19 protein-coding genes are annotated in these 19,752 nt (G+C 72.4%); 8 read left to right on the top strand and 11 right to left on the bottom strand.

All coding sequences use genetic code 11. The annotated features are described in order from the left end of the window. Positions 1–26 precede the first annotated feature (26 nt). Both Ade02nite_RS43295 and Ade02nite_RS43290 read right to left on the bottom strand, forming a co-directional pair. Complete coding sequence (locus Ade02nite_RS43295) at positions 27–2,186, bottom strand: bifunctional glycosyltransferase/CDP-glycerol:glycerophosphate glycerophosphotransferase (RefSeq protein ID WP_203776895.1); 2,160 nt, start codon at positions 2,184–2,186, stop codon at positions 27–29. Next, positions 2,183–4,072 (bottom strand): DUF5941 domain-containing protein, encoded by a 1,890-nt coding sequence (locus tag Ade02nite_RS43290; protein WP_203776893.1) that lies wholly within the window; start codon positions 4,070–4,072, stop codon positions 2,183–2,185. The genes Ade02nite_RS43295 and Ade02nite_RS43290 overlap by 4 nt, the downstream gene beginning before the upstream one ends. Positions 4,073–4,366: 294 nt before the next feature. Here Ade02nite_RS43290 and Ade02nite_RS43285 point away from each other — a divergent pair, with 294 nt between their 5' ends. Continuing rightward, positions 4,367–4,549, top strand: a complete 183-nt coding sequence (locus Ade02nite_RS43285; protein WP_203776891.1) for a PspC domain-containing protein — start codon at positions 4,367–4,369, stop codon at positions 4,547–4,549. Between the two features lie 186 nt (positions 4,550–4,735). Here Ade02nite_RS43285 and Ade02nite_RS43280 read toward each other — a convergent pair whose 3' ends face one another. From Ade02nite_RS43280 to pdxH, 7 genes are read right to left on the bottom strand one after another with little or no spacing between them, the layout of a single operon-like run. Further along, positions 4,736–5,485 (bottom strand): DUF4230 domain-containing protein, encoded by a 750-nt coding sequence (locus tag Ade02nite_RS43280; RefSeq protein WP_203776889.1) that lies wholly within the window; start codon positions 5,483–5,485, stop codon positions 4,736–4,738. Positions 5,486–5,527: 42 nt separating this feature from the next. Continuing rightward, a complete protein-coding gene (locus Ade02nite_RS43275; protein WP_203777050.1) occupies positions 5,528–6,691 on the bottom strand; it encodes an acyl-CoA dehydrogenase family protein in 1,164 nt (387 codons plus the stop codon). A 21-nt stretch (positions 6,692–6,712) separates the two neighbouring features. Next, on the bottom strand, positions 6,713–7,006 hold the full coding sequence (locus Ade02nite_RS43270; RefSeq protein WP_203776887.1) for a type II toxin-antitoxin system VapB family antitoxin: 294 nt from the start codon (positions 7,004–7,006) through the stop codon (positions 6,713–6,715). A 48-nt stretch (positions 7,007–7,054) separates the two neighbouring features. Beyond that, positions 7,055–7,681, bottom strand: coding sequence for a nitroreductase family protein (locus Ade02nite_RS43265; protein WP_203776885.1), 627 nt, complete (start codon positions 7,679–7,681; stop codon positions 7,055–7,057). Next, entirely contained in the window at positions 7,681–8,601 is a 921-nt protein-coding gene (locus Ade02nite_RS43260; protein ID WP_203776883.1) for an aldose 1-epimerase family protein, read from the bottom strand. The genes Ade02nite_RS43265 and Ade02nite_RS43260 overlap by 1 nt, the downstream gene beginning before the upstream one ends. Positions 8,602–8,611: 10 nt before the next feature. After that, positions 8,612–9,931 carry an MFS transporter gene (locus Ade02nite_RS43255; protein WP_203776881.1) on the bottom strand — a complete coding sequence of 440 codons (1,320 nt, stop codon included), beginning with the start codon at positions 9,929–9,931 and terminating at the stop codon, positions 8,612–8,614. Continuing rightward, complete coding sequence (gene pdxH, locus Ade02nite_RS43250; RefSeq protein ID WP_239169471.1) at positions 9,928–10,584, bottom strand: pyridoxamine 5'-phosphate oxidase; 657 nt, start codon at positions 10,582–10,584, stop codon at positions 9,928–9,930. The genes Ade02nite_RS43255 and pdxH overlap by 4 nt, the downstream gene beginning before the upstream one ends. Positions 10,585–10,723: 139 nt before the next feature. On the opposite strand from pdxH, the gene Ade02nite_RS43245 reads away from it, so the two are divergent. Together Ade02nite_RS43245 and serC are read left to right on the top strand one after the other, a co-directional pair. Continuing rightward, entirely contained in the window at positions 10,724–11,824 is a 1,101-nt protein-coding gene (locus tag Ade02nite_RS43245; RefSeq protein WP_203776879.1) for a citrate synthase 2, read from the top strand. 9 nt (positions 11,825–11,833) lie between these two features. Further along, positions 11,834–12,952, top strand: coding sequence for a phosphoserine transaminase (serC, locus tag Ade02nite_RS43240; protein WP_203776877.1), 1,119 nt, complete (start codon positions 11,834–11,836; stop codon positions 12,950–12,952). 123 nt (positions 12,953–13,075) lie between these two features. Here the strand turns inward: serC and Ade02nite_RS43235 are convergent, their stop codons facing one another. After that, entirely contained in the window at positions 13,076–14,353 is a 1,278-nt protein-coding gene (locus Ade02nite_RS43235; protein WP_203776875.1) for a tetratricopeptide repeat protein, read from the bottom strand. 181 nt (positions 14,354–14,534) lie between these two features. Between Ade02nite_RS43235 and Ade02nite_RS43230 the strand changes: the two genes are divergently transcribed. From Ade02nite_RS43230 to thpR, 4 genes are all read left to right on the top strand, one after another. Continuing rightward, a complete protein-coding gene (locus Ade02nite_RS43230) occupies positions 14,535–15,944 on the top strand; it encodes a DUF4331 domain-containing protein (protein WP_203776873.1) in 1,410 nt (469 codons plus the stop codon). Between the two features lie 60 nt (positions 15,945–16,004). Beyond that, positions 16,005–16,433, top strand: coding sequence for a hypothetical protein (locus Ade02nite_RS43225; RefSeq protein WP_203776871.1), 429 nt, complete (start codon positions 16,005–16,007; stop codon positions 16,431–16,433). 232 nt (positions 16,434–16,665) lie between these two features. Beyond that, positions 16,666–17,754, top strand: coding sequence for a septation protein SepH (gene sepH, locus Ade02nite_RS43220; protein ID WP_203776869.1), 1,089 nt, complete (start codon positions 16,666–16,668; stop codon positions 17,752–17,754). Then, a complete protein-coding gene (gene thpR, locus Ade02nite_RS50865) occupies positions 17,703–18,233 on the top strand; it encodes an RNA 2',3'-cyclic phosphodiesterase (RefSeq protein WP_203777046.1) in 531 nt (176 codons plus the stop codon). The genes sepH and thpR overlap by 52 nt, the downstream gene beginning before the upstream one ends. On the opposite strand, the gene Ade02nite_RS43210 is transcribed toward thpR, so the two are convergent. Next, a complete protein-coding gene (locus Ade02nite_RS43210; RefSeq protein ID WP_203776867.1) occupies positions 18,203–18,835 on the bottom strand; it encodes a TetR/AcrR family transcriptional regulator in 633 nt (210 codons plus the stop codon). The genes thpR and Ade02nite_RS43210 overlap by 31 nt on opposite strands. 85 nt (positions 18,836–18,920) lie before the next feature. Between Ade02nite_RS43210 and Ade02nite_RS43205 the strand changes: the two genes are divergently transcribed. Further along, a complete protein-coding gene (locus tag Ade02nite_RS43205; protein WP_203776865.1) occupies positions 18,921–19,355 on the top strand; it encodes a hypothetical protein in 435 nt (144 codons plus the stop codon). Positions 19,356–19,752 lie beyond the last annotated feature (397 nt).

The raw sequence follows: 19,752 nt of genomic DNA, 5'->3' as shown, positions 1-19,752 counted from the left end.
GCAGGGTAACGGCGCGATTACCGCCCTTAGTCCAGAAATACCCGGCGAACCACGCGTTCCGCCGCGTTGCCGTCGTCCAAATAGCAAAAACGGGCACGGAAAGCCGCCCTCGCCGCCGCGGCCCGATCGTCCTGGTACGCCCCCGAGCGGAACAGGTCGACCAGGGCCCGGTAGTCCGTGGCCACCGCACCGGGCGGCTCGGCCATCAGATCGAAGTACGTTCCCCGCAGCTCGCGGTACACCGGCCAGTCCGGCGCGAAGACGACCACCGGCCGGTCCAGCACGGCGTAGTCGAACATCGCCGACGAGTAGTCGGTGAGCAGCACGTCCGCGGCGAGATAGAGATCCTCGACCACCGGGTGGCCCGAGACGTCCACGATGCGGCCGCCGCCGGACGGTGTCTGCCCGCTCGCCTCGGCCGGCACGTGGAAGTAGTGCTCCCGCACGAGCAGCACCGTGTCGGGGCCGAGCGCCCCGGCGAGCTGCTCCACCTCGAGCACCTGGCGCCCGCGCGGCAGCCACTCCCGATGGGTGGGCATGTAGAGCACCACACGCTTGCCCGGCGCGATCCCGAGCCGTTCGCGCACCGCCGCCGTCTCGGCCGGGGTCGCGCGCGCCAGCCGGTCGTTGCGCGGATAGCCGACCTCGAGCGTCTCGTAGTCGCACGGGTAGGCCGAGTCCCACGCGATCGTGGTGTGCGCGTTCGCCGTGATGCTGAAGTCCCAGCGGTCCGCGCGGCGCATCTGACCGGCGAAGTCGCGGTCGGTCACGCCGGCCGGGTGGTCGAGCTGGTCCATCCCCATCATCTTGAGCGGGGTGCCGTGGTGGGTCATCACGTGCGTGGTGCCGCGCCGCTTGACCGTCCGGCGCGGCCAGTTCACGTTGTTGACCAGGTAGCGCGCGCGGGCGAGGGCCTTGTAGTACCGCAGCGTGCCGGCGATCACGTAGTCGCTGCCGGGCGGCATCGCGGCGGCCCGGGCCGGGCTGACCACCCAGACGGTGCGCAGGTGCGGGGCGAGCTCGGCGGCCTTCGCGGCGATCGCGGCCGGGTTGCAACTGACCCCACGGAACCAGTAAGCCCCGAAAAGCGCGAGCGACTGATCCACCGGCATCCGCAACTGGGCGCGGTAGTAGAGGTGCCCGGCCGCCTGCTGCCCGCGCCGCCGGACGTAGCCGGCCGCGCGCCGGGCCGTCCGCAGGCCGCCGCGCGCCGTCTTCACCGCCGTCTCGAAGAGCACGAAGAGCGGGTACGACCCGCGCGCCACCAGCTTGTGGCGGGCGCCCTCGCCGCCGGCCGGCAGCGGATAGCCCGCGGGCGGCAGATATGTGCGGTACATCTCGTGCATCCGGCGGAAGAACCGGCTCCGCGACTCGCGCGGCACCCGGGCGTCGTGCCGCAGCACCCGCAGGAAATGCCAGATCATCCGGCGGAAGAGCAGGCCGCGGACCTCGTCGCCGGGCGACGCGTATTTGTTGCCGAGCGCGAGCGCGTGCTCCCAGTGGTCGAAGACCTCGAAGTGCCGGTCGCCCTTCGTCCGGGTGATCGCCCCGGTGCGCCGCTGCCGGTAGTGCACGCAGGTGCGCGGCAGGGTGCTGATCCGCGGGGCGGCGAGCAGCACCGGGAAGGTGAACGACACGTCCTCGTACCAGCCGGCCTCGAAGACGAAGCCGAGCCGCAGCAGGAACTCCCGGCGGACCACCTTGTTCCAGGCCACGTGCAGCACGTCGAGGACCGGCGGCCACTGTTCGACGGAGAAGACCTTGGGCGCGGCGCCGAGCGCCTTCTTGGCCGAGCCGGTCTGCACCCGGCCGTCCCAGTGCACCCTGTCCCAGCCGACAATCAGCACGTCGGCGGCGGTGGCGCGCAACCGGGCGGCCACGGCGGCCAGCGCGCCGGTGGAGAGCCAGTCGTCGGAGTCGACGAACCAGACGTACTCGCCGGTGGCGTGCTCGAGACCCAGGTTGCGGGCGCGGCCGAGGCCGAGGTTCTCGGGCGCGGTCACCACCCGCACCCGGGGGTCACGCTCCGCGTATTCCGCGAGGATGGCGCCGCTGTGGTCGGGCGAGCGGTCGTCGACCGCGACGATCTCGAAGTCGGTGAACGACTGGCTCAGCATGGAGTCGAGGCACTGCCGCAGGTATCCCTGCACCTTGTAGACCGGTACGACGATGCTCAGCAGTTTCACGGCCGGGTGCCACCTGTCCGCCAGTCGGCGATCGCGTTGACCAGGAAGGAGCCGCCGACCAGGGCGGCCAGCACCGCGACGCCGCCGGTGGCGACACCGGCCAGGGCGGCGGCGGTCAGCAGCACCACGCGCCCGTCCCAGCCGAGCCACGCGCCGGCGGCCTTGCCCGCGGGCGCGCCCTTCTCCATGCGGGCGACCAGGTCGTAGTGCCGCAGGGTGAGGGTGAAGATCAGCAGGTAGACCACGGCGGTGGGCACGTCGCCGGTCAGGCCGGCCGCGACGACCATCAGGTATTCGGCGGCGCGCAACGCCGCCGGGATCAGCCAGTCGAGCGGACCGCCGTGCCGTCGCCGCGCGGGAAGCCCGGCGCCGAGCACCAGCAGGGCCGCCACGGCCAGCAGCACCTTGGACGGGTCGCCCACCAGGAACACGATCACGACGGCCAGGGCGGCGATCGCCGCCAGCGCGGCGAAGGCGAGCGGCGCGGGCAGCCCGGCCCGGCTGATCACCGAGCGGACCAGCCGGCCGTCGTCGCGGAACCGCTCGGTGTCCACCTTGTCCAGCACGCCGACCCGCATCGACAACGCCCGCAACGACCGCAGGGCCAGGGTGTACGCCATCGCGAGCAGTCCCCAGACGAGCATGCCGGCGAGCGCGACCCGCCCGTTCGTGAAGATCGCCAGGACCGCGAGCAGCGCCCAGCGCTCGCCGATCGGGAAGACCACGATCCGCTTGAGCCAGTACGCGAGCGAGCCGGTGTCGCCCTGCACCTTGGTGGAGGCGGCGGTGAGGCGCGCGCCGACCCCGCCGGCCGCCTGGGGCTTCGGGTGAGCGGCGGCCTCGTCGTGCAGCGCGCCGTACCACGCGTCGGTCATGTGCCGCACGGTCTGGAGCACGATCGCGGTGATCGCGAGCGGCCAGGCGTACGGGAGCCCGGCGCGCTCCGCCCCGGCGGCGAGACCGGCGTACGCCGCGTACTCCTTGGCGCGGTCGGCCATGGTGTCGAGCCAGCCGCCGAAGGCGCCGAACTTGCGGGTGTAGCGGGCCAGCTGGCCGTCCACGCAGTCGAGCACGAAGCTCAGGTAGATCAGGATGCCGCCGGCGATCATCGCGGGCCGCGACGCCTGCCAGAACGCGAGCGCGGCGACCACGGCGAGCAGCACGGAGACGGCCGTGACGCCGCTCGGCGTGAGCCGCAGGCGCGCGGCGGCCTTGGTGACGATCGGCGACCAGGTGCTCACCGCGTATGTGGTGAAGAAGTCGTCCTTCTCCTTGACGGCGAGCCGCAGGCGGGCCTTGTCCTCGTCGACCGCGTCGACCGCCGCCCGCGCCGCGGCGAGCTCGGTGGAGTCGTGCACGAGCGAGGCCCGCAGCAGCCGCACCGGCGTCGCGACCGGCACCAGGCCGGCCTCGAGCAGCGCCGGCAGCAGGTCGCTCCGGTCGGCGACCTCGATCAGCAGCGGCAGGTCGGCCGGGGCGACACAGATCGCGCCGAGGTAGCGCACCGTGCCCGGCCGGTCGCCGGCGGGCAGCACCTTGCCCCGGTCCTCGCGCAGGTCACCGTCCGGGTCGGCGATCACCAGCGCGGTGGTCCGCTTGGCCGGCTCGGTGGCGAGCATCCAGAGCAGGCTCGGATGCGCGACCAGGTTGTCGTCGCAGATCAGCAGCGGCTCGTGCGCCGCCAGCGCCCGCCCCGCGATCTCCCGGAGCCGCGCGCCGGGGGCCGGCGGCGAACCGGCGGCCGGTGTCGCCAAGGGCGCGGCAACCCGCTCGACCTGGGTGGCGCCGGCCCTGCGCAGAGCCGCGGTCAGGTCCTCCGCGAGCCGGGCGGACTCCGCGGGGTCGAGGGCATTGCCGGCGCTGGCGTGCAGGACAGCCAGCGTCACCGGAGCATCACCGCTTGCCTCCTCGTCACGCCCCCGGCGGAGCGGGGGCGGGTCAGCCGCCGGCCCGTCGAGAGAAACGCCGGACGCATCGTCGAACCGGCGCACGGCAACGCGCCGAGGGCCGGAAATCGGCACCCAGGTTAACAGCGGAGGGCGCACGGGTACGGGTCACCCTTACGGGAGCCCGGCCGCCCATCTCCACCTGCGGACCGAGGGCGCGCGGTCGCGGCGCCCATACCGTCGAATCACGGCCGCGGCGCGGTGCCGCGGCCGTCACCCAAGGAGGAAGTCATCGTGGCTCGCCGCCTCGCCCGTCCCCGGAACGACCGCTGGATCGCCGGCGTCTGCTCCGGGCTGGCCCGCCGCTTCGGCCTGTCTTCCGGCACCGTCCGACTGATCTTCGTCATCTCCTGCCTGCTGCCCGGCCCGCAGTTCCTCGTCTACCTGATCCTGTGGATCATGATGCCGAACGAGTGACCACGCGCGACATAAGCGCGTAAATCGCCGCGCACGCAACGTCAGAGCCGCGCGCCGCGTCTCTGTTGGAAGGACCACCGGCTCACGGAGGCCCCGGGCACGCCGCCCGGGGCCCGCGAGTCGACGACCGCCGGACGCCGTCGGCCCCGCCCCCGGGCCGGCGGCGTCCGGTGCTTCAGGGCCGCCCTACGGGCTGTCGAAGGTCACCGTGACCGTCGTGTAGCCGAGCCGCGTGAACAGGCTCCGCAGCATCTGCTCGGTGTTTTGTTTGGCGCGGTCGCTCAGCCCGCTCGCCTGGGCGGCCTCGGTGATGCGCTGCTGGGCCAGCGCGTACACCTTTTGCTGCTTGCCGGGGTCGCTCTTGAAGGCGTCGCCGATGCGGTTGAGCAGGCCGCGCTCCTCGGCGACGACGTAGCTCTTCTGCATGTCGAGGGCGGCGCCGCCCTGCTGCGGCGGCGGCAGCGTGATCGTGACGGTCTTCTTCTCGTTGTCGACGACCAGGGCCTCGTCGGCGAGCTTGCTGAAGTCGACGTATTGCTCGACCGTGCCGGAGCCGACGAACAGCGTCCGCCGGTTGACCAGGAAGTCGGGGATGTTCTCCTTGTCCTCCTGGAGGTCGACGATGACCTGGAAGGTGCCGTCGGCCGCGACGTATCGGCTCAGGTCGCGCATCGACTGGAGCAGCACGGGCTGGCTGCGGTCGGTGGTGCGGTCGCTGAACGGGTTGTCGAAGCTGGGCAGCACGTTGATCGCGCGGAGCCCGAGGCAGGCCGCGACGATCAGCGCGAAGACGAACCCGACGAAGATGAGCAGGCGGGCGAACCCGCTCGGCCGAGAAGGCTGCTCCGGGGCGGCCGGAGCCTGCTCCTCGGGGACGGGGGGATACTCGCGCGTCGGCTCACCGACGGAGGGCGAGACGTCCGATGAGTTGGCCATACCCTCACGGTACGAGGGGGGTACGACACTCGCAGTCCACCGTCAGGCGAAAGCGTTCAATCCGGTCAATTTCTGGCCGATCACCAGCTGGTGGATCTCGGAAGTGCCCTCGTAGGTGAGGACGCTCTCCAGATTGTTCGCATGGCGCATCACCGGATATTCGCCGCTGATGCCGTTGCCGCCGAGGATCGTCCGGCAGGTGCGGGCGATCGCGATGGCCTCGCGCACGTTGTTGAGCTTGCCGACGCTGACCTGCTCGGGGCGCAGCGCGCCGGCGGAGTCGCGCAGCCGGCCCAGGTGCAGCGCGAGCAGGAAGCCCTTTTGCAGCTCGAGCGCCATGTCGGCCAGCTTGGCCTGGGTGAGCTGGAAACCGCCGATCGGCCGGCCGAACTGCTCGCGGGTGGTCGCGTAGTCGAGCGCCACCGACAGGCAGTCGCGGGCCGCGCCCATCGCGCCCCAGATGATGCCGAAACGGGCCTCGGTCAGGCACGAGAGCGGCGCCTTCAGCCCGCGTGCCTCGGGCAGGCGGGCGCTCTGAGGCAGGCGTACGCCGTCGAGGGTGATCTCGCCGGTGCTCGACGCGCGCAGCGACATCTTGTGCTTGATCTCGCGGGCGGCGAACCCCGGCGTGTCGGCCGGCACCGCGAAGCCGACCACGCCCTCCTCGGCACGCGCCCAGATCACCGCCACGTCCGCGACCGGCGCGTTGGTGATCCACATCTTGCCGCCGTCGAGGATCCAGTCGTCGCCGTCGCGGCGGGCCCGGGTGGCCATGTTGGCCGGGTCGGAGCCGTGGTCGGGCTCGGTCAGGCCGAAGCAGCCGATCAGCTCGCCGGCCGCCATGCCCGGCAGCCACCGCTGCTTCTGCTCCTCGGAGCCCCACTTCCAGATCGCGTACATCGCGAGCGATCCCTGCACGCTGACCAGCGAGCGCACGCCGGAGTCGGCCGCTTCGAGCTCCATGCAGGCGAGGCCGTAGGAGACCGCTGACGCACCGGCGCAGCCGTAGCCCGTCAGGTGCATGCCGAGCAGGCCGAGCTTGCCGAACTCGAGGGCCAGCTCGCGCACCGGCACGCTGCCGTCCTCGTACCAGCCGGCGACGTGCGGGCGCACCCGATCGTCGGCCACCCGGCGGCAGAGCGCGCGGATGTCGCGTTCCTCGTCGGAGAGCAGGGTGTCGACGTCCAGGAGATCCAGCGGAGCCACCATGACCGTCAACCTATCGGGTTACTCCACCACGAGCACGCGTGCGTGGATCTGGTTGCGCTGCTGGAGGGCGGCGCGCAGCGCGCGGTGCAGGCCGTCCTCCAGGTAGAGCGCGCCCTGGTATTCCACGACGTGCGGGAAGAGATCGCCGTAGAACGTCGAGTCCTCCGCGAGGAGCTTGTCGAGGGCGAGCTCGCGCTTCGTGGTGATCAGGTCGGCGAGCCGGACCTGCCTCGGCGGGATCTCGGCCCACGCCTTGAGCGTGGTGTGGTGATCGGGATAGGGGGCACCGTCCCGGACCGCCTTGAAGATCACCCCGGCTCCCCCTTTCGCTGCGACGAACTCAGCTTATCCCCGACCGCGTCAGGCCCATCGGCCATGATGCACCACATCGTCCACCGGACGGTGCCCGCGCTTCAGTGACGGAGACCTCTTGTCGGCTGCCCGATAGCCGACGGTCAGCGTACCGATCGGGGTGTACTCCGCGGGCACCCCGAAGGCGTCCTTGAAGTCCTGCACCTTGGGCACCGGCACGCCGAAGAAGCACGAGCCGAGATCCTCGTTGACCGCGCTGAGGTGCATGAGCAGGGCGGCGAAGCCGGTGTCGATGTCCCAGTAGGGCACCGGCCAGTGGTCCTCGCTGCGGTCGGTCCAGCCCTTGTCCGGCTGGGCGTAGCGCTCGAGGTAGGCCGACTTGTTCGACAGGCAGACGATGATCACCGGCGCGGTCCGCATGCGGGTGAGCCAGTCGCCCCGCCACGCCTCGTCGGCCGCCGCGTCGCCGAGATCGCCCTCGGTCGTCGACGACCAGTAGAGGTCGCGGTCCTTCTGCTCGGTGAGCACCAGGAAGCCCCAGCCCTGCGAGAAGCCGGCGCTCGGCGCCCGCAGGCCGTGCTTGACGATCTTGTCGACGATCTCGGGCGCGACCGGGCGGCCGGGGTCGTAGCTGCGCACCATCCGCCGCTTGCGGAGGACCTCTTCGAAGTCCATCAGGCCCGGATCCCCCACGAGGCGGTCCACCGCTCGCCGGGCGCCAGCACGATCAGGTCGCGGCCGGTGCGGAACGCGTCGGGCGGGCAGGTCATCGGCTCGATCGCCACGGAGCGACGGAAGCGCTCGCCGTGCAGCGTGTCGCCGGAGAAGACCTGCCAGTACTTGAACTTGCCGTCGGCCCAGACCACGACCTTGGCGTCCGACCCGGGGTCGGCGATGGTCACCTCGGTGATGCCCCGCGCGTCGTGCTCGATGTCGCCGAAGGTGGTGTCGAGGACCAGGGCGCCGATGCGGCGCGGCTCGTTGAAGTCGTACTCCGTGCCGGCGACCGGGTTGGCGCCGATCGGCAGCAGCCGGCCGTCGGCCACGATGCGGGTCTTGCCCGGCACGTGCAGCAGGATGTCGTCGACCGCGACGCCGGGCAGCTCCAGGTAGGGGTGCACCGAGTAGCCCCACGGCGCGCCGGAGTCGCTGTTGTTGACGACTTCCTGGTCACAGCGCAGCCCGTCGGCCGAGACGGTCCAGGTCGTGCGCAGCGTCAGCCACCACGGGTAGCCGATCTGGGCCGGCAGCTGGTACTCGAGCGTGACCGAGGCGTCCGTGCGGGCCACCTCGCTCCAGCGGGCCCAGTTGACCAGGCCGTGGATGGCGTTGTGCCGGGCCGGCTCGGTGAGCGGGAGCTGATAGGACTGCCCCTCGAAGGTGTACTTGCCGTCCCGGATGCGGTTGGGCCACGGCGCCAGGATCTGCCCGGCCGAGGCCGGCGAGAGCTCGTCCGCCTCGAAGCCGTCCAGCACCTTGACGCCGTTCACGGAGTAGCCGCGCAGCACGCCGCCGACCTCCACGACGACGGCGCTGTGCCCGTCGGCCTCGATGGACCACTGAGTGCCGGATTTCGCGGCTACGACGCTTGTCATGGCTTGGACATTATCTGCTCGCGCTCCGGCCGGTGCCGGCCGGCGGCTTGTAACGAATCAGAGCGGGGAAGACCAGGGCCAACACGACCGACAGGCCGGCCGCCACGAAGCCGCCCCCGGCCCACGACGCGGTGGTCGAGGTGAGGTCGGCGGTGGCGCCCGCCCGCAGGTCGCCGAGGCGCGGGCCGCCGGCCACCACGACCGTGAAGACGCCCTGGAGGCGGCCGCGCAGCCGGTCGGGCGCGTAGACCTGGAGGATCGACTGCCGGTAGACGGCGCTGACCAGGTCGGCCGCGCCGGCCACGGCGAGCAGCAGCAGGATCAGCCACAGGCTGTGCGCGAGGCCGGCGAAGCCGATCGCGATGCCCCAGCCGATCACGGCGATCACCAGGGCGACGCCCTGCCGCTTGATCCGGCCGATCCAGCCGGAGAAGAGGCCGGCCACCACCGAGCCGATGGCGATGGCGCTGAAGAGCCAGCCCACCGCCTGGTCGCCGCCGAACCGGTCGGCCGCCACCTCGGGGAACAGCGCCCGCGGCATGGCGAAGACCATCGCGATGATGTCCACCGCGAACGACAGCAGCAGCACCGGCTGGGTGACCAGGAACCGCAGGCCGACCAGGACCCCGCGAAGGCCGGCGCTGGGCCGCTCCTCGGCGAGATCGTGCTCGATCGGCGGGATCGCGGGCAGCCGCCAGGTGGCCCAGAACGACACGGTGAACAGCAGCGCGTCGACCAGGTAGGCCGCGATGATGCCGGTGTCGGTCGTGGTCGCCGTGAAGATCACGCCGGCCGCGAGCGGGCCGAGCACGCCACCCGCTGTGGTGGTCGTGTAGGCGAGCGTGTTCGCCGCCGGCACCAGGCCGCCGGGCACGATGCGCGGGATGATCGCCTGCCGGGCCGGCGAGCTGATCGCGAAGCCGGCCGACTGGAGCGCGACCAGCGCCAGCAGCACGTATCCGCTGTTGAGGTGCAGCAGCGCCTGCACCAGCAGGCCGACCGTGGACAGCCAGGCCAGCGTCGAGCTGGCGAGCAGCAGCTTGCGCCGGTCGACCACGTCGGCCGCGGCGCCGCCCCAGAGCCCGAAGATCAGCAGCGGGACCAGGCCCGCGACGCCGAGCAGGCCGACCCAGGCGGAGGAATGCGTGATCGCGTACATCTCGATCGGCACCGCGACCGAGGTGAACTGGAAACCGAAGAACGAGACCCCGTTTCCGATCCACATCCGCCGATACGCGACGACACGGAGGGGCCTGATGTCGATGAACCAGGACTTCCGCTCGCGCTCCTCGACGACCTCCGCGGCCGCCTCGACAGCGTCCTGGCTCAAGGTGCCAACCTTTCCAAAACCCACAGATCATCGCCGGTACGCCGATAGCGCAGCCGATCATGCAGCCGGTTGCTCCGGCCCTGCCAGAACTCGACGGTCTCCGGCAGCACCCGCAGACCGCCCCAGTGCGGCGGCGGTGGCACCGGGCCGTCGCCGAACCGCTCCCGCACCGCCTCGAGCCCCGCGTCGACCGCCTCGCGATCGGGCACGACCGTCGACTGCGGGCTCGCCCACGCGCCCAGCTGCGACCCGCGCGGCCGGGAGGCGAAGTACGCCTCCGTCTCGGCCCTGGTGACCCGCTCGACGGTGCCGAGGACGATCACCTGGCGCTGCATCGGGAACCAGGGGAAGACCAGGCTCGCGTGCGGGTTGGCGGCGAGCTCGGCGCCCTTGCGCGACTCGTAGTTGGTGAAGAAGACGAAACCGCGCGCGTCGTACTCCTTCAGCAGGACAGTACGCGCCGACGGGTGGCCGGACGGTGTGGCGGAGGCCACGATCATGGCGTTCGGCTCGGGCAGTCCGAAGCCGGACGCCTCGATGAACCAGGCGGCGAACTGTGTGGTCCAATCGGCGGCCATGGCGGGCTCGAGCAACGCCTCGCGCGCGGTGTAGTCACGGCGCATGCTCGCAGGCGAGGGAGGTTCGAGGGTCACGCAACGACCGTAAGACCCATCGGGCGCCACGTCAGGTCGGTGAGGATGGGTGTCGCACAGAGCACATCATGCGGTGTCGACCTGCCGTTACCCAGCGAGCAAGATGAAACACCTACAGCATTCGCCCCCAGGGAGAGTCGTGTCCGACTACAAGGCCGGCCTCGATGACGTGATCGCCTTCGAGACCGAGATCGCCGAGCCTGACAAGGCCGGTGGCGCGCTGCGATACCGCGGCGTCGACATCGAGGACCTGATCGGCCAGGTCTCCTTCGGCGACGTCTGGGGGCTGCTGGTCGACGGCAAGTTCGGGCCCGGACTGCCGCCCGCCGAGCCGTTCCCGGTGCCGGTGCACTCCGGCGACATCCGGGTCGACGTGCAGTCGGCGGTCGCGATGCTCGCGCCCTACTGGGGCCTCAGCCAGCTGCTCGACATCGACGACGACCAGGCGCGGCGCGACCTGGCCCGGGTCTCGGTCACCGCGCTGTCGTTCGTCGCCCAGGCGGCGCGCGGGCTGGGCCTGCCCGCCGTCCCGCAGAAGGACATCGACAAGGCCGAGACGATCGTCGAGCGCTTCATGCGGCGCTGGCGTGGCGAGCCCGACCCCAAGCACGTCAAGGCCGTCGACGCCTACTTCATCTCCGCGGCCGAGCACGGCCTGAGCTCCTCCACGTTCACCACCCGGGTGGTCGCCTCCACCGGCGCCGACGTGGCCGCGTGCATCTCGTCCGGCATCGGCGCCCTCTCCGGCCCGCTCGACGGCGGCGCGCCGGCCCGCGTGCTGCACATGCTCGAAGAGGTCGAGCGCACCGGCGACGCCGAGGCGTACGTCAAGGGCGTCCTCGACCGCGGCGAGCGCCTGATGGGCTTCGGCCACCGCGTCTACCGCGCCGAGGACCCGCGCGCCCGCGTGCTCAAGCGGGCCGCCCGCGAGCTGGGCGCCGCGCGCTACGAGGTGGCGATCGCGCTCGAACGGGCCGCCCTCGCCGAGCTCCAGGCCCGCAAGCCCGACCGGCCGCTGCCGACGAACGTCGAGTTCTGGTCGGCCGTGGTGCTCGACTTCGCCGAGGTGCCCGGACACATGTTCAGCTCGATGTTCACCTGCGCGCGGGTCGCCGGGTGGAGCGCGCACATCCTGGAGCAGAAGCGCCTCGGCCGGGTCGTGCACCCGTACGCCCGCTATGTGGGACCGGGCGTGCGCAAGCCGCAGCAGGTCGAGGGCTGGACCGAGCTGCGCGCATAATGTCTCTCCGTGAGTGACATCCGGATCCCAGACGAGATCAAGCCGGTCGACGGGCGCTTCGGCTCCGGTCCGAGCAAGGTGCGCCCCGAGGGCGTCGAGTCGCTGTCCGCGGTGTCCCGCACGTTCCTCGGCACGTCCCACCGGCAAAAGACGGTCAAGGACCAGGTCGCCCGGCTGCGGCGCGGCCTCGCCGACTTCTTCGCGCTCCCCGACGGCTACGAGGTGGTCATCGCCAACGGCGGCACCAGCGCGTTCTGGGAGGTCGCCACGTTCGGCCTGATCCGCGACCGCGCCCAGTTCGCCGAGTTCGGCGAGTTCGGGGCCAAGTTCGCCAAGGCGGTGAGCGACGCGCCGTTCCTCGGCGAGCCGACGGTGCACCGGGCGCCCGGCGGCCAGGCGGCCTACCTGACGGCCGAGGGCGGCGTCGACGCGTACGCCTCGGTGCAGAACGAGACGTCGACCGGCGTGGCCGTCCCGGTCCGCCGCGTCCCCGGCGCCGACCCCGGCGCGCTCCTGCTCACCGACGCCACCTCGGGCGGCGGCAGCCTCGACGTCGACCTGCGCGAGACCGACGTCTACTACCTCGCCCCGCAGAAGGCGCTCGGCTCCGACGGCGGCCTCTGGATGGCCCTGATGTCGCCGGCCGCCATCGAGCGCGCCTTCGAGATCAAGGCCACCGGCCGCTACATCCCGCAGTTCCTCGACCTGGTGACGGCGATCGAGCAGTCCCGCCTCGAGCAGACCTACAACACGCCGGCGCTGGCCACGGTCTTCCTCGCCGCCGAGCAGCTCGACTGGATGAACGCGCAGGGCGGCCTGCCCTGGGCGGTCAAGCGCAGCGCCGAGAGCGCCGCCACTCTCTACGGCTGGGCCGACCGGTCCGCCTTCGCCACCCCCTTCGTCACCGACCCGGCCCTGCGCTCCGCCGCCGTCGCCACGATCGACTTCGACGACCGGATCGACGCCGCCCAGCTCGCCAAGATCCTGCGGGCGAACGGCATCGTCGACACCGAGCCCTACCGCAAGCTGGGCCGCAACCAGCTGCGCATCGCTCTCTACCCGACGGTCGAGCCCTCCGACGTGGCCGCGCTGACCGCCGCGATCGACTACGTGGTCGAGCGGCTCTAGCCGGGCGGCTTCAGCCGAGCCGGGCGGCTTCAGCCGAGCCGGGCGCTCTGGCCGAGCCGGGCGGCTTTAGCCGAGCCGAGCGGCTTTAGCCGAGCCGAGCGACTTTAGCCGAGCCGAGCGGCTTTAGCCGAGCCGAGCCAGGGCCGCGCGGGCCAGGGGCACGTGGCGCACCGAGAAGTGCGGGTCGAGGCGCAGCGCCGTGCTCAGCTCGGCCCGGGCGGCGTCGCGTCTTCCCAGGTCGGCGAGGATCATCCCGCGGTGGTAGTGGCCGAGCGGGCTGCGCGTGCCCAGCCTCAGCGCCTCGTCGGCATGCCGCAGCGCCTCGCTCGGCCTGCCGGCGCCGCGTAGGGCCCAGGCCAGCGCGTCAGCGGCGGCGATGCCGGGCTGGCGGTCGTAGAGGCGGCGGGCCGCGTCCAGCGCGATCGGCTCCCGCTGGTCGACGGCGAAGAGCACCGGCTCCGGCTCCGGCGGGTGGCCGTTCGCCGCCTCGTCCGCCCAGGCCTGCCGGGCCCGGGCGTGCTCGCGCGCGCCCTCCGCCGGCCGGCCGGAGGCGATCAGCAGGTCGCCGAGCTCGGCCACGTACGCCGGCTCCAGCGTCGTCGTCAGGATCGCGCGGAAGTCGGCGATGGCGCCCGCCGTGTCACCGCGGGCGGCACGCACCCGCGCCAATCCCGCCCGCAGCGGCGGATGGCCGGGCAGCAGCCGCAGGCCCTCGGTGAAGTGCTCCGCCGCGGTGTCCAGGTCGCCGGTCCCGGCGGCGAGCTGCCCCAGATGCAACCGGGCGAACGCGCCGTCCGCCGCGTCGGGGGCGGCGTCGAGGGCGCGGCGCATCGCGTCGGTGGCGCGGCCGATGTCGCCGCGCAGCTCCCAGGCGTACGAGGCCCGCGCGTACGAGGCGGCGTCCGGGCACAGGTCCACCATCCGCTGCACCGTGGGGAACGCCTCGTCGTAGCGCCCCAGCTCGATCAGGGCGTCGACGACCACGCCGAGGGCGGCCGCCCGGTACGGATCCATCGCGAGCGCGGCCCGGCCGTGCCGCAGGGCGGCCGGGAAGTCGTGCAGCGCGGCGGCGAGCGCGCCCTGCCCGGTCAGCGCGAACGCGTTGTCGCGCGGCCGGATCGCCAGCGACCGGTCGAGCGCACGCCGGGCCCGCACGTAGTCGGCCGACTCCCCCGTGGTGCGGGCCCGCTGCACGTACGCCATGCCCAGCTCCGCCCACGTCTTCCAGTCGTCCGGCAGGCGCTCGAGCCGGCGTTCCGCGGCGGTGACCGGGTCGGTCGCCCGTGCCGCCGCACCGGAGCTCGCCGGCTCCCGGTCCCACGGTGCGAGCAGGGCGCCGGCCGCTATCACCAGCGCGAGCCCGAGCACCGAGACAGCGATGATCGTCGCCAAGCGGCGCATGTGTCCTCCTCGAGTCCGACCGATCTCATCGATGAGGGGATTCGTCGCCGGACGCGCTCCGGATGCCTCGATGTCACGTAGTCGACTGCACTCGTCCGCGCCGCGCCCCGATGCGAATCACCCCTGCCGGACCCCCGTGGCCCAGTCCGGGCCGCACCGGCACGTGAAGGGGGAAAACCACATGCTCCAACGTCCAAGTCGCAGACCGGTGCTGGGCGTCGCGGCGGCCCTCACCGCGGCGGCCTGCGTGGCGTCTCTGGCGCCGGCGATCTCGCAGGCGTCCAGCCACCGGGAGGCCCCGCTGGTCGCGGGTGAGCCTCAACTCGACAACACCGACGTGTACGCCTTCGTCAGCCCCGATTCGCCGAGCACCGTCACGATGATCGCGAACTGGGTGCCGTTCGAGGAGCCCAACGGCGGGCCCAACTTCTACCCGTTCGCCTCCGACGCGGCGTACGACATCAACATCGACAACGACGGCGACGCCCGCGCCGACCTGATCTACCGGTGGACCTTCAACGACAACTACCGCAGCAAGAACACGTTCCTCTACAACACCGGCGTGGTCACCTCGCTGGACGATCCCGATCTCAACTACCTCCAGACCTACAAGCTGGAGGCGATCACGGCGTCCGGCAGCACCGTGCTGGTGAACAACGGCAGGGTCGCCCCGTCCCGGGTCGGCCCGGCGTCGATGCCGAACTACCAGCAACTCGCCGACTCGGCGATCGTCGGCCTGCCGGGCGGCGGCCGCACCTTCGCCGGGCAGGCGGACGACCCGTTCTTCCTGGACCTGCGGATCTTCGACTCGTTCTACGGCGGGGACTTCTCCGAGGTCGGGCAGGACACCGTCCGCGGCTACAACACCAACACGCTCGCCATCCAGGTACCCAAGAGCGTGCTGGCCCTCAAGGGCGACGCCACCCGCAACCCCGTCGTCGGCGTCTGGTCCACCACGTCGCGGCAGCGCATCGAGGTCGTCGACACCCAGAACAACCGCAACCGGTACGGCGGCTGGCAGCAGGTGTCCCGGCTCGGCATGCCGCTGGTCAACGAGGTCGTCATCCCGGTCGGCCGCAAGGACGAGTTCAACGCGACGGCTCCGCAGAACGACGCGAAGTTCCTGCCGTTCGTGACCAACCCGGAGGTGCCCCGCCGGATCCAGGACATCTACAAGATCCCGGCGCCGGCCACGCCCCGCCAGGACCTCGTCGAGGTGTTCCTCACCGGCGTCTGCAAGGCCTGCGGGCCGGTCGCGGTGGATCTCAACTCGCAGCGGCTCAACAAGGACGTCGACCCGGCCAAGTTCGTGCCGAGCGAGCAGCTGCGGCTGAACATGTCGATCGCGCCGGCGGCGACACCGAACCGCCTCGGCGTGCTCGGCGGTGACAACGCCGGATTCCCGAACGGGCGCCGGCTCGCCGACGACGTCACCGACGTGACCCTGCGGGTGGCCGAGGGCGTGCTGCTGCCCAACCACCCCGCGGCGGTCGACGGGCTCGGCGACGCGGTGGACGCCAACGCGCTGCCGTTCCGTCAGCGCTTCCCCTACGTGGCGCTGCCGAACGTCGTCGCGGTGAACCAGAACTGACCTCGTAGCCGGATCTCTCGGGGCGCCGCGCTCGCGCGGCGCCCCGGAAAGGAGCATGTCGTGAAGCGTCCCCTGCTCGTGGCTGCCGCCGTGCTGGCCTCGGCCGTCCTGATCGGCGCCGCCGCCGTGATCGCGCGGCACGTCTGGCCGCCGGAGCGGCGGCTCGTCCTGCCCGCGGTGGAGCGGTTCGCGCCGGGCGCCTGCCGCGACGCCGCCGAGACGGTCCGCTCGCTGGCCCGGCTCACCCACGGCGACGACGTCACGGCGCTGACCCGGTCCGACCGAGCCGAGCTGCGCCGCGCGCAGGATCGGCTGGTCGCGCTGCGCACGGCCGCGTCCGCCGACGTACGCGAGCCGATGGAGGCCGTGATCGTCTCGGTCGGCTACCTGCGGCTGCGGCTCGACAGCAGGACCGCCGAGCCGCGCTACCTGACCGACGTCGAGACGGCCCGCGCGCGGCTGGAGCGAACGTGCGTCGGCAGTGGATGATCCGGGTACCGAGTTGCGGGTGACCATGCCGTGAGGCACGGTGGGACGTCAGTGCTTTTGGTCACTCGGCGCCGCGTACGGCATGGGGTTTTTCATGATCATCGCAGCTCAGCGAAGTTGCCCGGCGTGGCTTACCCCCATCGAGTGACCAAGGAGCGTACCGTGTTCCGAAACGCGCCCGGGTGGCTGAGTCTCGGGAGCACGGGCCAACGCGACGGGACGGAGGCAACGCATGCGGCCGGTACGCTTCGTCGCCCTCTCCGAGGACGGTCAGGCCATGGTGCTCGCCGACGAGGTCGGCCGGCTCCTGGCTCTCCCCATCGACGACCGGGTCCACGGGGCACTCACCCACGAGGGGCACGCCGCCCCCGCCGGCACGGCCGTGGCGGTGATGGCGCCTGAGGCGCAGCCGTCGCTGTCGCCGCGTGACATCCAGGCGCGCATCCGATCCGGCGAGTCCGCCGAGGACGTCGCCCGCATCGCCGGTGTGCCCGTCGACCGCGTCCTGCGCTACGCGGGCCCGGTGCTCCAGGAGCGCGCCATGCTGGCGCAGCACGCGCGGCGCACCAGGCTCAAGACGTCCGATTCCGGCGCTCCGCTCGCCGAGGTGGTCGACAGCCGCCTCGCCCAGCACGGCATCGACACCGAAAAGATCTCGTGGGACGCGTTCCGGCGCGAGGACGGCACGTGGCGCATCGTCGCCACCTGGCCGTCCGGCAAGGCGACCGCCCAGGCCATCTGGGACCTCGACAAGGGCCGCCAGGTCGTCTCGCCCCACGACGACATGGCCAACTACCTCTGCGCCGAGCGCCCCACCCAGATCCTGGGCCAGGAGCCCGCGCCCGAGCGCGCCTTCACCGAGCGGGGTGGCCACGGCCTGCCCGGCCCGGCCCGCTCCACCGAGCCGGCCCGCGGCGGCCACGGCCTGCCCGCCGCCGAGACACCCGCGCAGCGCCCGGCCCGCGACCCGATCCGCGCCGGCCGCGACGCCCTGCTCGCCTCGCTCGACCGCCCGCTCGGCCAGACGCCCGGCGGCCGCAGCCTCGACGCCGGCCCGGCCGAGCAGCGCCGCCCGGTCGCCGGCGGCGCCGCGGCCCTGCTCGGCGGCGGTTCCGGCTCGGCCTTCGACGAGGACAGCGACCTGCCCAAGGAGGTGCCGGCCGTGCCGTCGCTCGCCGTCCTGCGCCCCCGGCGCACGGTGGGCCAGGGCAGCGGCCAGCAAGCCTCCACCGAGGGCGACGAGGCCAAGCCCCGCAAGCGCCTCCCGAGCTGGGACGACGTCCTCTTCGGCGGCGGGCCCGCAGCCCGCGAGTCGTCCTGAACCGTCTCTTCGTCGCGGTCTTTCCCCCGCCCGGCGAGCTGTCCCATCTCCGGCGCTTCCTGCCGCCCGGCGAGCGGGTCACCCCGACCGCGAAGTGGCACATCACGCTGGCCTTCCTGGGCGACGTCCCGTCACCGGAGCCGGTCGCCGCCATCCTCGGCGCGGTCCCTTCCCCCGGCCCGTTCGCCCTGCGCCTGCAGGGCAGCGGCCGCTTCGGCGCCGCCACGTGGATCGGCGTCGACGGCGACCTGGACAAGCTCACAGCCCTGCACGCAGGGATTCGCTCGGCCCTGGCCGGCGGCGGTTACACGCTCGACGACCGCCCCTTCCACCCCCACCTGACCGTCTCGTACCACGCCGACAACGCCATCCGAAAGGCCGCGGCCAACTACGCGGGCGACCCGTGGCAGGTGACCGATTTCGCCCTGGTCCTGAGCCACAACAACCGCTACGAGCAGCTCCGGTCCTGGCCGCTGTAGGCACCAGCCGTGCGTGACGCCTCGCCGGGGTGGGCCTCCAGGCGGATGCCGTTGAGGAGCAGCCGCAGGCCGTACTCGAACTGCTCGGCCGACCCCACGACCGGCGTCTCGCCCTCCAGCGCCTCGTTGACCTGTCGCCACCGCTCGTCCGGCGCCCCCGCCTCCACAGCCATCCGCAGCCCGGCCGCCGAGTAGGCGACCAGCGCCTGCGACGCCTTCAGCACGTCGCCGGGCGCCAGACCTGCCTCCGCCAGAGCCCCCGTGATGACCGCGGCGAGCTTCTGCCCCGCCGACCCGAGCGGCGGCCGGGAGGCAATGTGCCCGGCGATGCCGGGATGCCGCAGGGCGGCCGCCCGCACGTCGGTGAGCACCGCCCGGACGCGCTCGTCCCACGGCTTCTCGCCCGCGGGCACCGCCACCTCTTGCACCGCGAGGTCGGCGACCGCGTCCAGCAGCGCCTGCCTGTTCGGAAAGTGCCGATAGATCGCCATCGGGTCACACCCCAGATCGGCCGCGATCCGGCGCATCGACATCGCACCCGGCCCTTCGCGATCCCCCAGCGCGAGGGTAGCCGCCGCGATCACCGCCGGAGTCAATGCCACGACCGCGAAGTCTACGCCGTAGACGCACTTTGCACATGACGCACAACCTATCTACACCGTAGACATCCCCGTCTACGGTGTAGACATGCGTCTCCTGACCCTGGGCCGCCTCGCCGCGGCCGTTCTGAGCGTCCTGACCTTCGTCTTCCTCTTCCTGCACGACTCCTGGCACGCGGACAACCTCTTCCTCGTGCCCGACCTCATCCTGATCGCCGCCCTGGCCGTCGCCGCCGCACTGCCCGCCCGGCACGCCGCCGCCGCGTTGCCGATCGCCTTCGCCTACACCACTGGTGTGCTCGCCACCTCGGTGGCTTCCTATGCCGTGCGCTCGGAGCTGGGCCTCCCCAGCCTCGCCGGCGCCCTCACCGCTCTGGGTTTCGCAGTCGCCCTGGCCCGCCCGAACGGCACCACCCCGACCCGCCGGGCAGGCGCCGCGCCGTCTCGATCGGAAGGGGCCGCCTCAACCCGCCCGGCGGGCACTGCGTCGCCCCAACCGCAAGGCACCGTCCCGACCCGCTGAAAAACGCCGCGCCGTCCCGGCCGGAAGACGCCGCCTCAACCCGCCCGGCAGGCACCACGCCGCCCCAACCGCAAGGCACCGTCCCGACCCGCCCGGCAGACACCGCGCCGTCCCGGCCCGGAAGACGCCGCCACACCCGCCCGGCAGACACCACGCCGCCCCAACCGCAAGGCACCGTCCCGACCCCGCCCGGCAGACACCGCGCCATCCCAACCGCAAGGCACCCGACCCGCTGAAAGACGCCGCGCCGACCAGGCCCCACCCCGACCCGCTGAGAAGACGCCGACCCGACCGAATAACGCCCCGCCCCGAAGACGCCGCGAAGCCCACCCGCTCGGCCGAGCCAAAGCCCGGCCCACAAGACATCCATAGCCGAGCCCCACCACCAAGCCCGCCC

The organism is Paractinoplanes deccanensis (assembly GCF_016862115.1).
GTDB lineage: Bacteria > Actinomycetota > Actinomycetes > Mycobacteriales > Micromonosporaceae > Actinoplanes > Actinoplanes deccanensis.
Note: the sequence above shows the minus strand (reverse complement) of the source record. Positions and strands in the feature narration are given on the sequence as shown.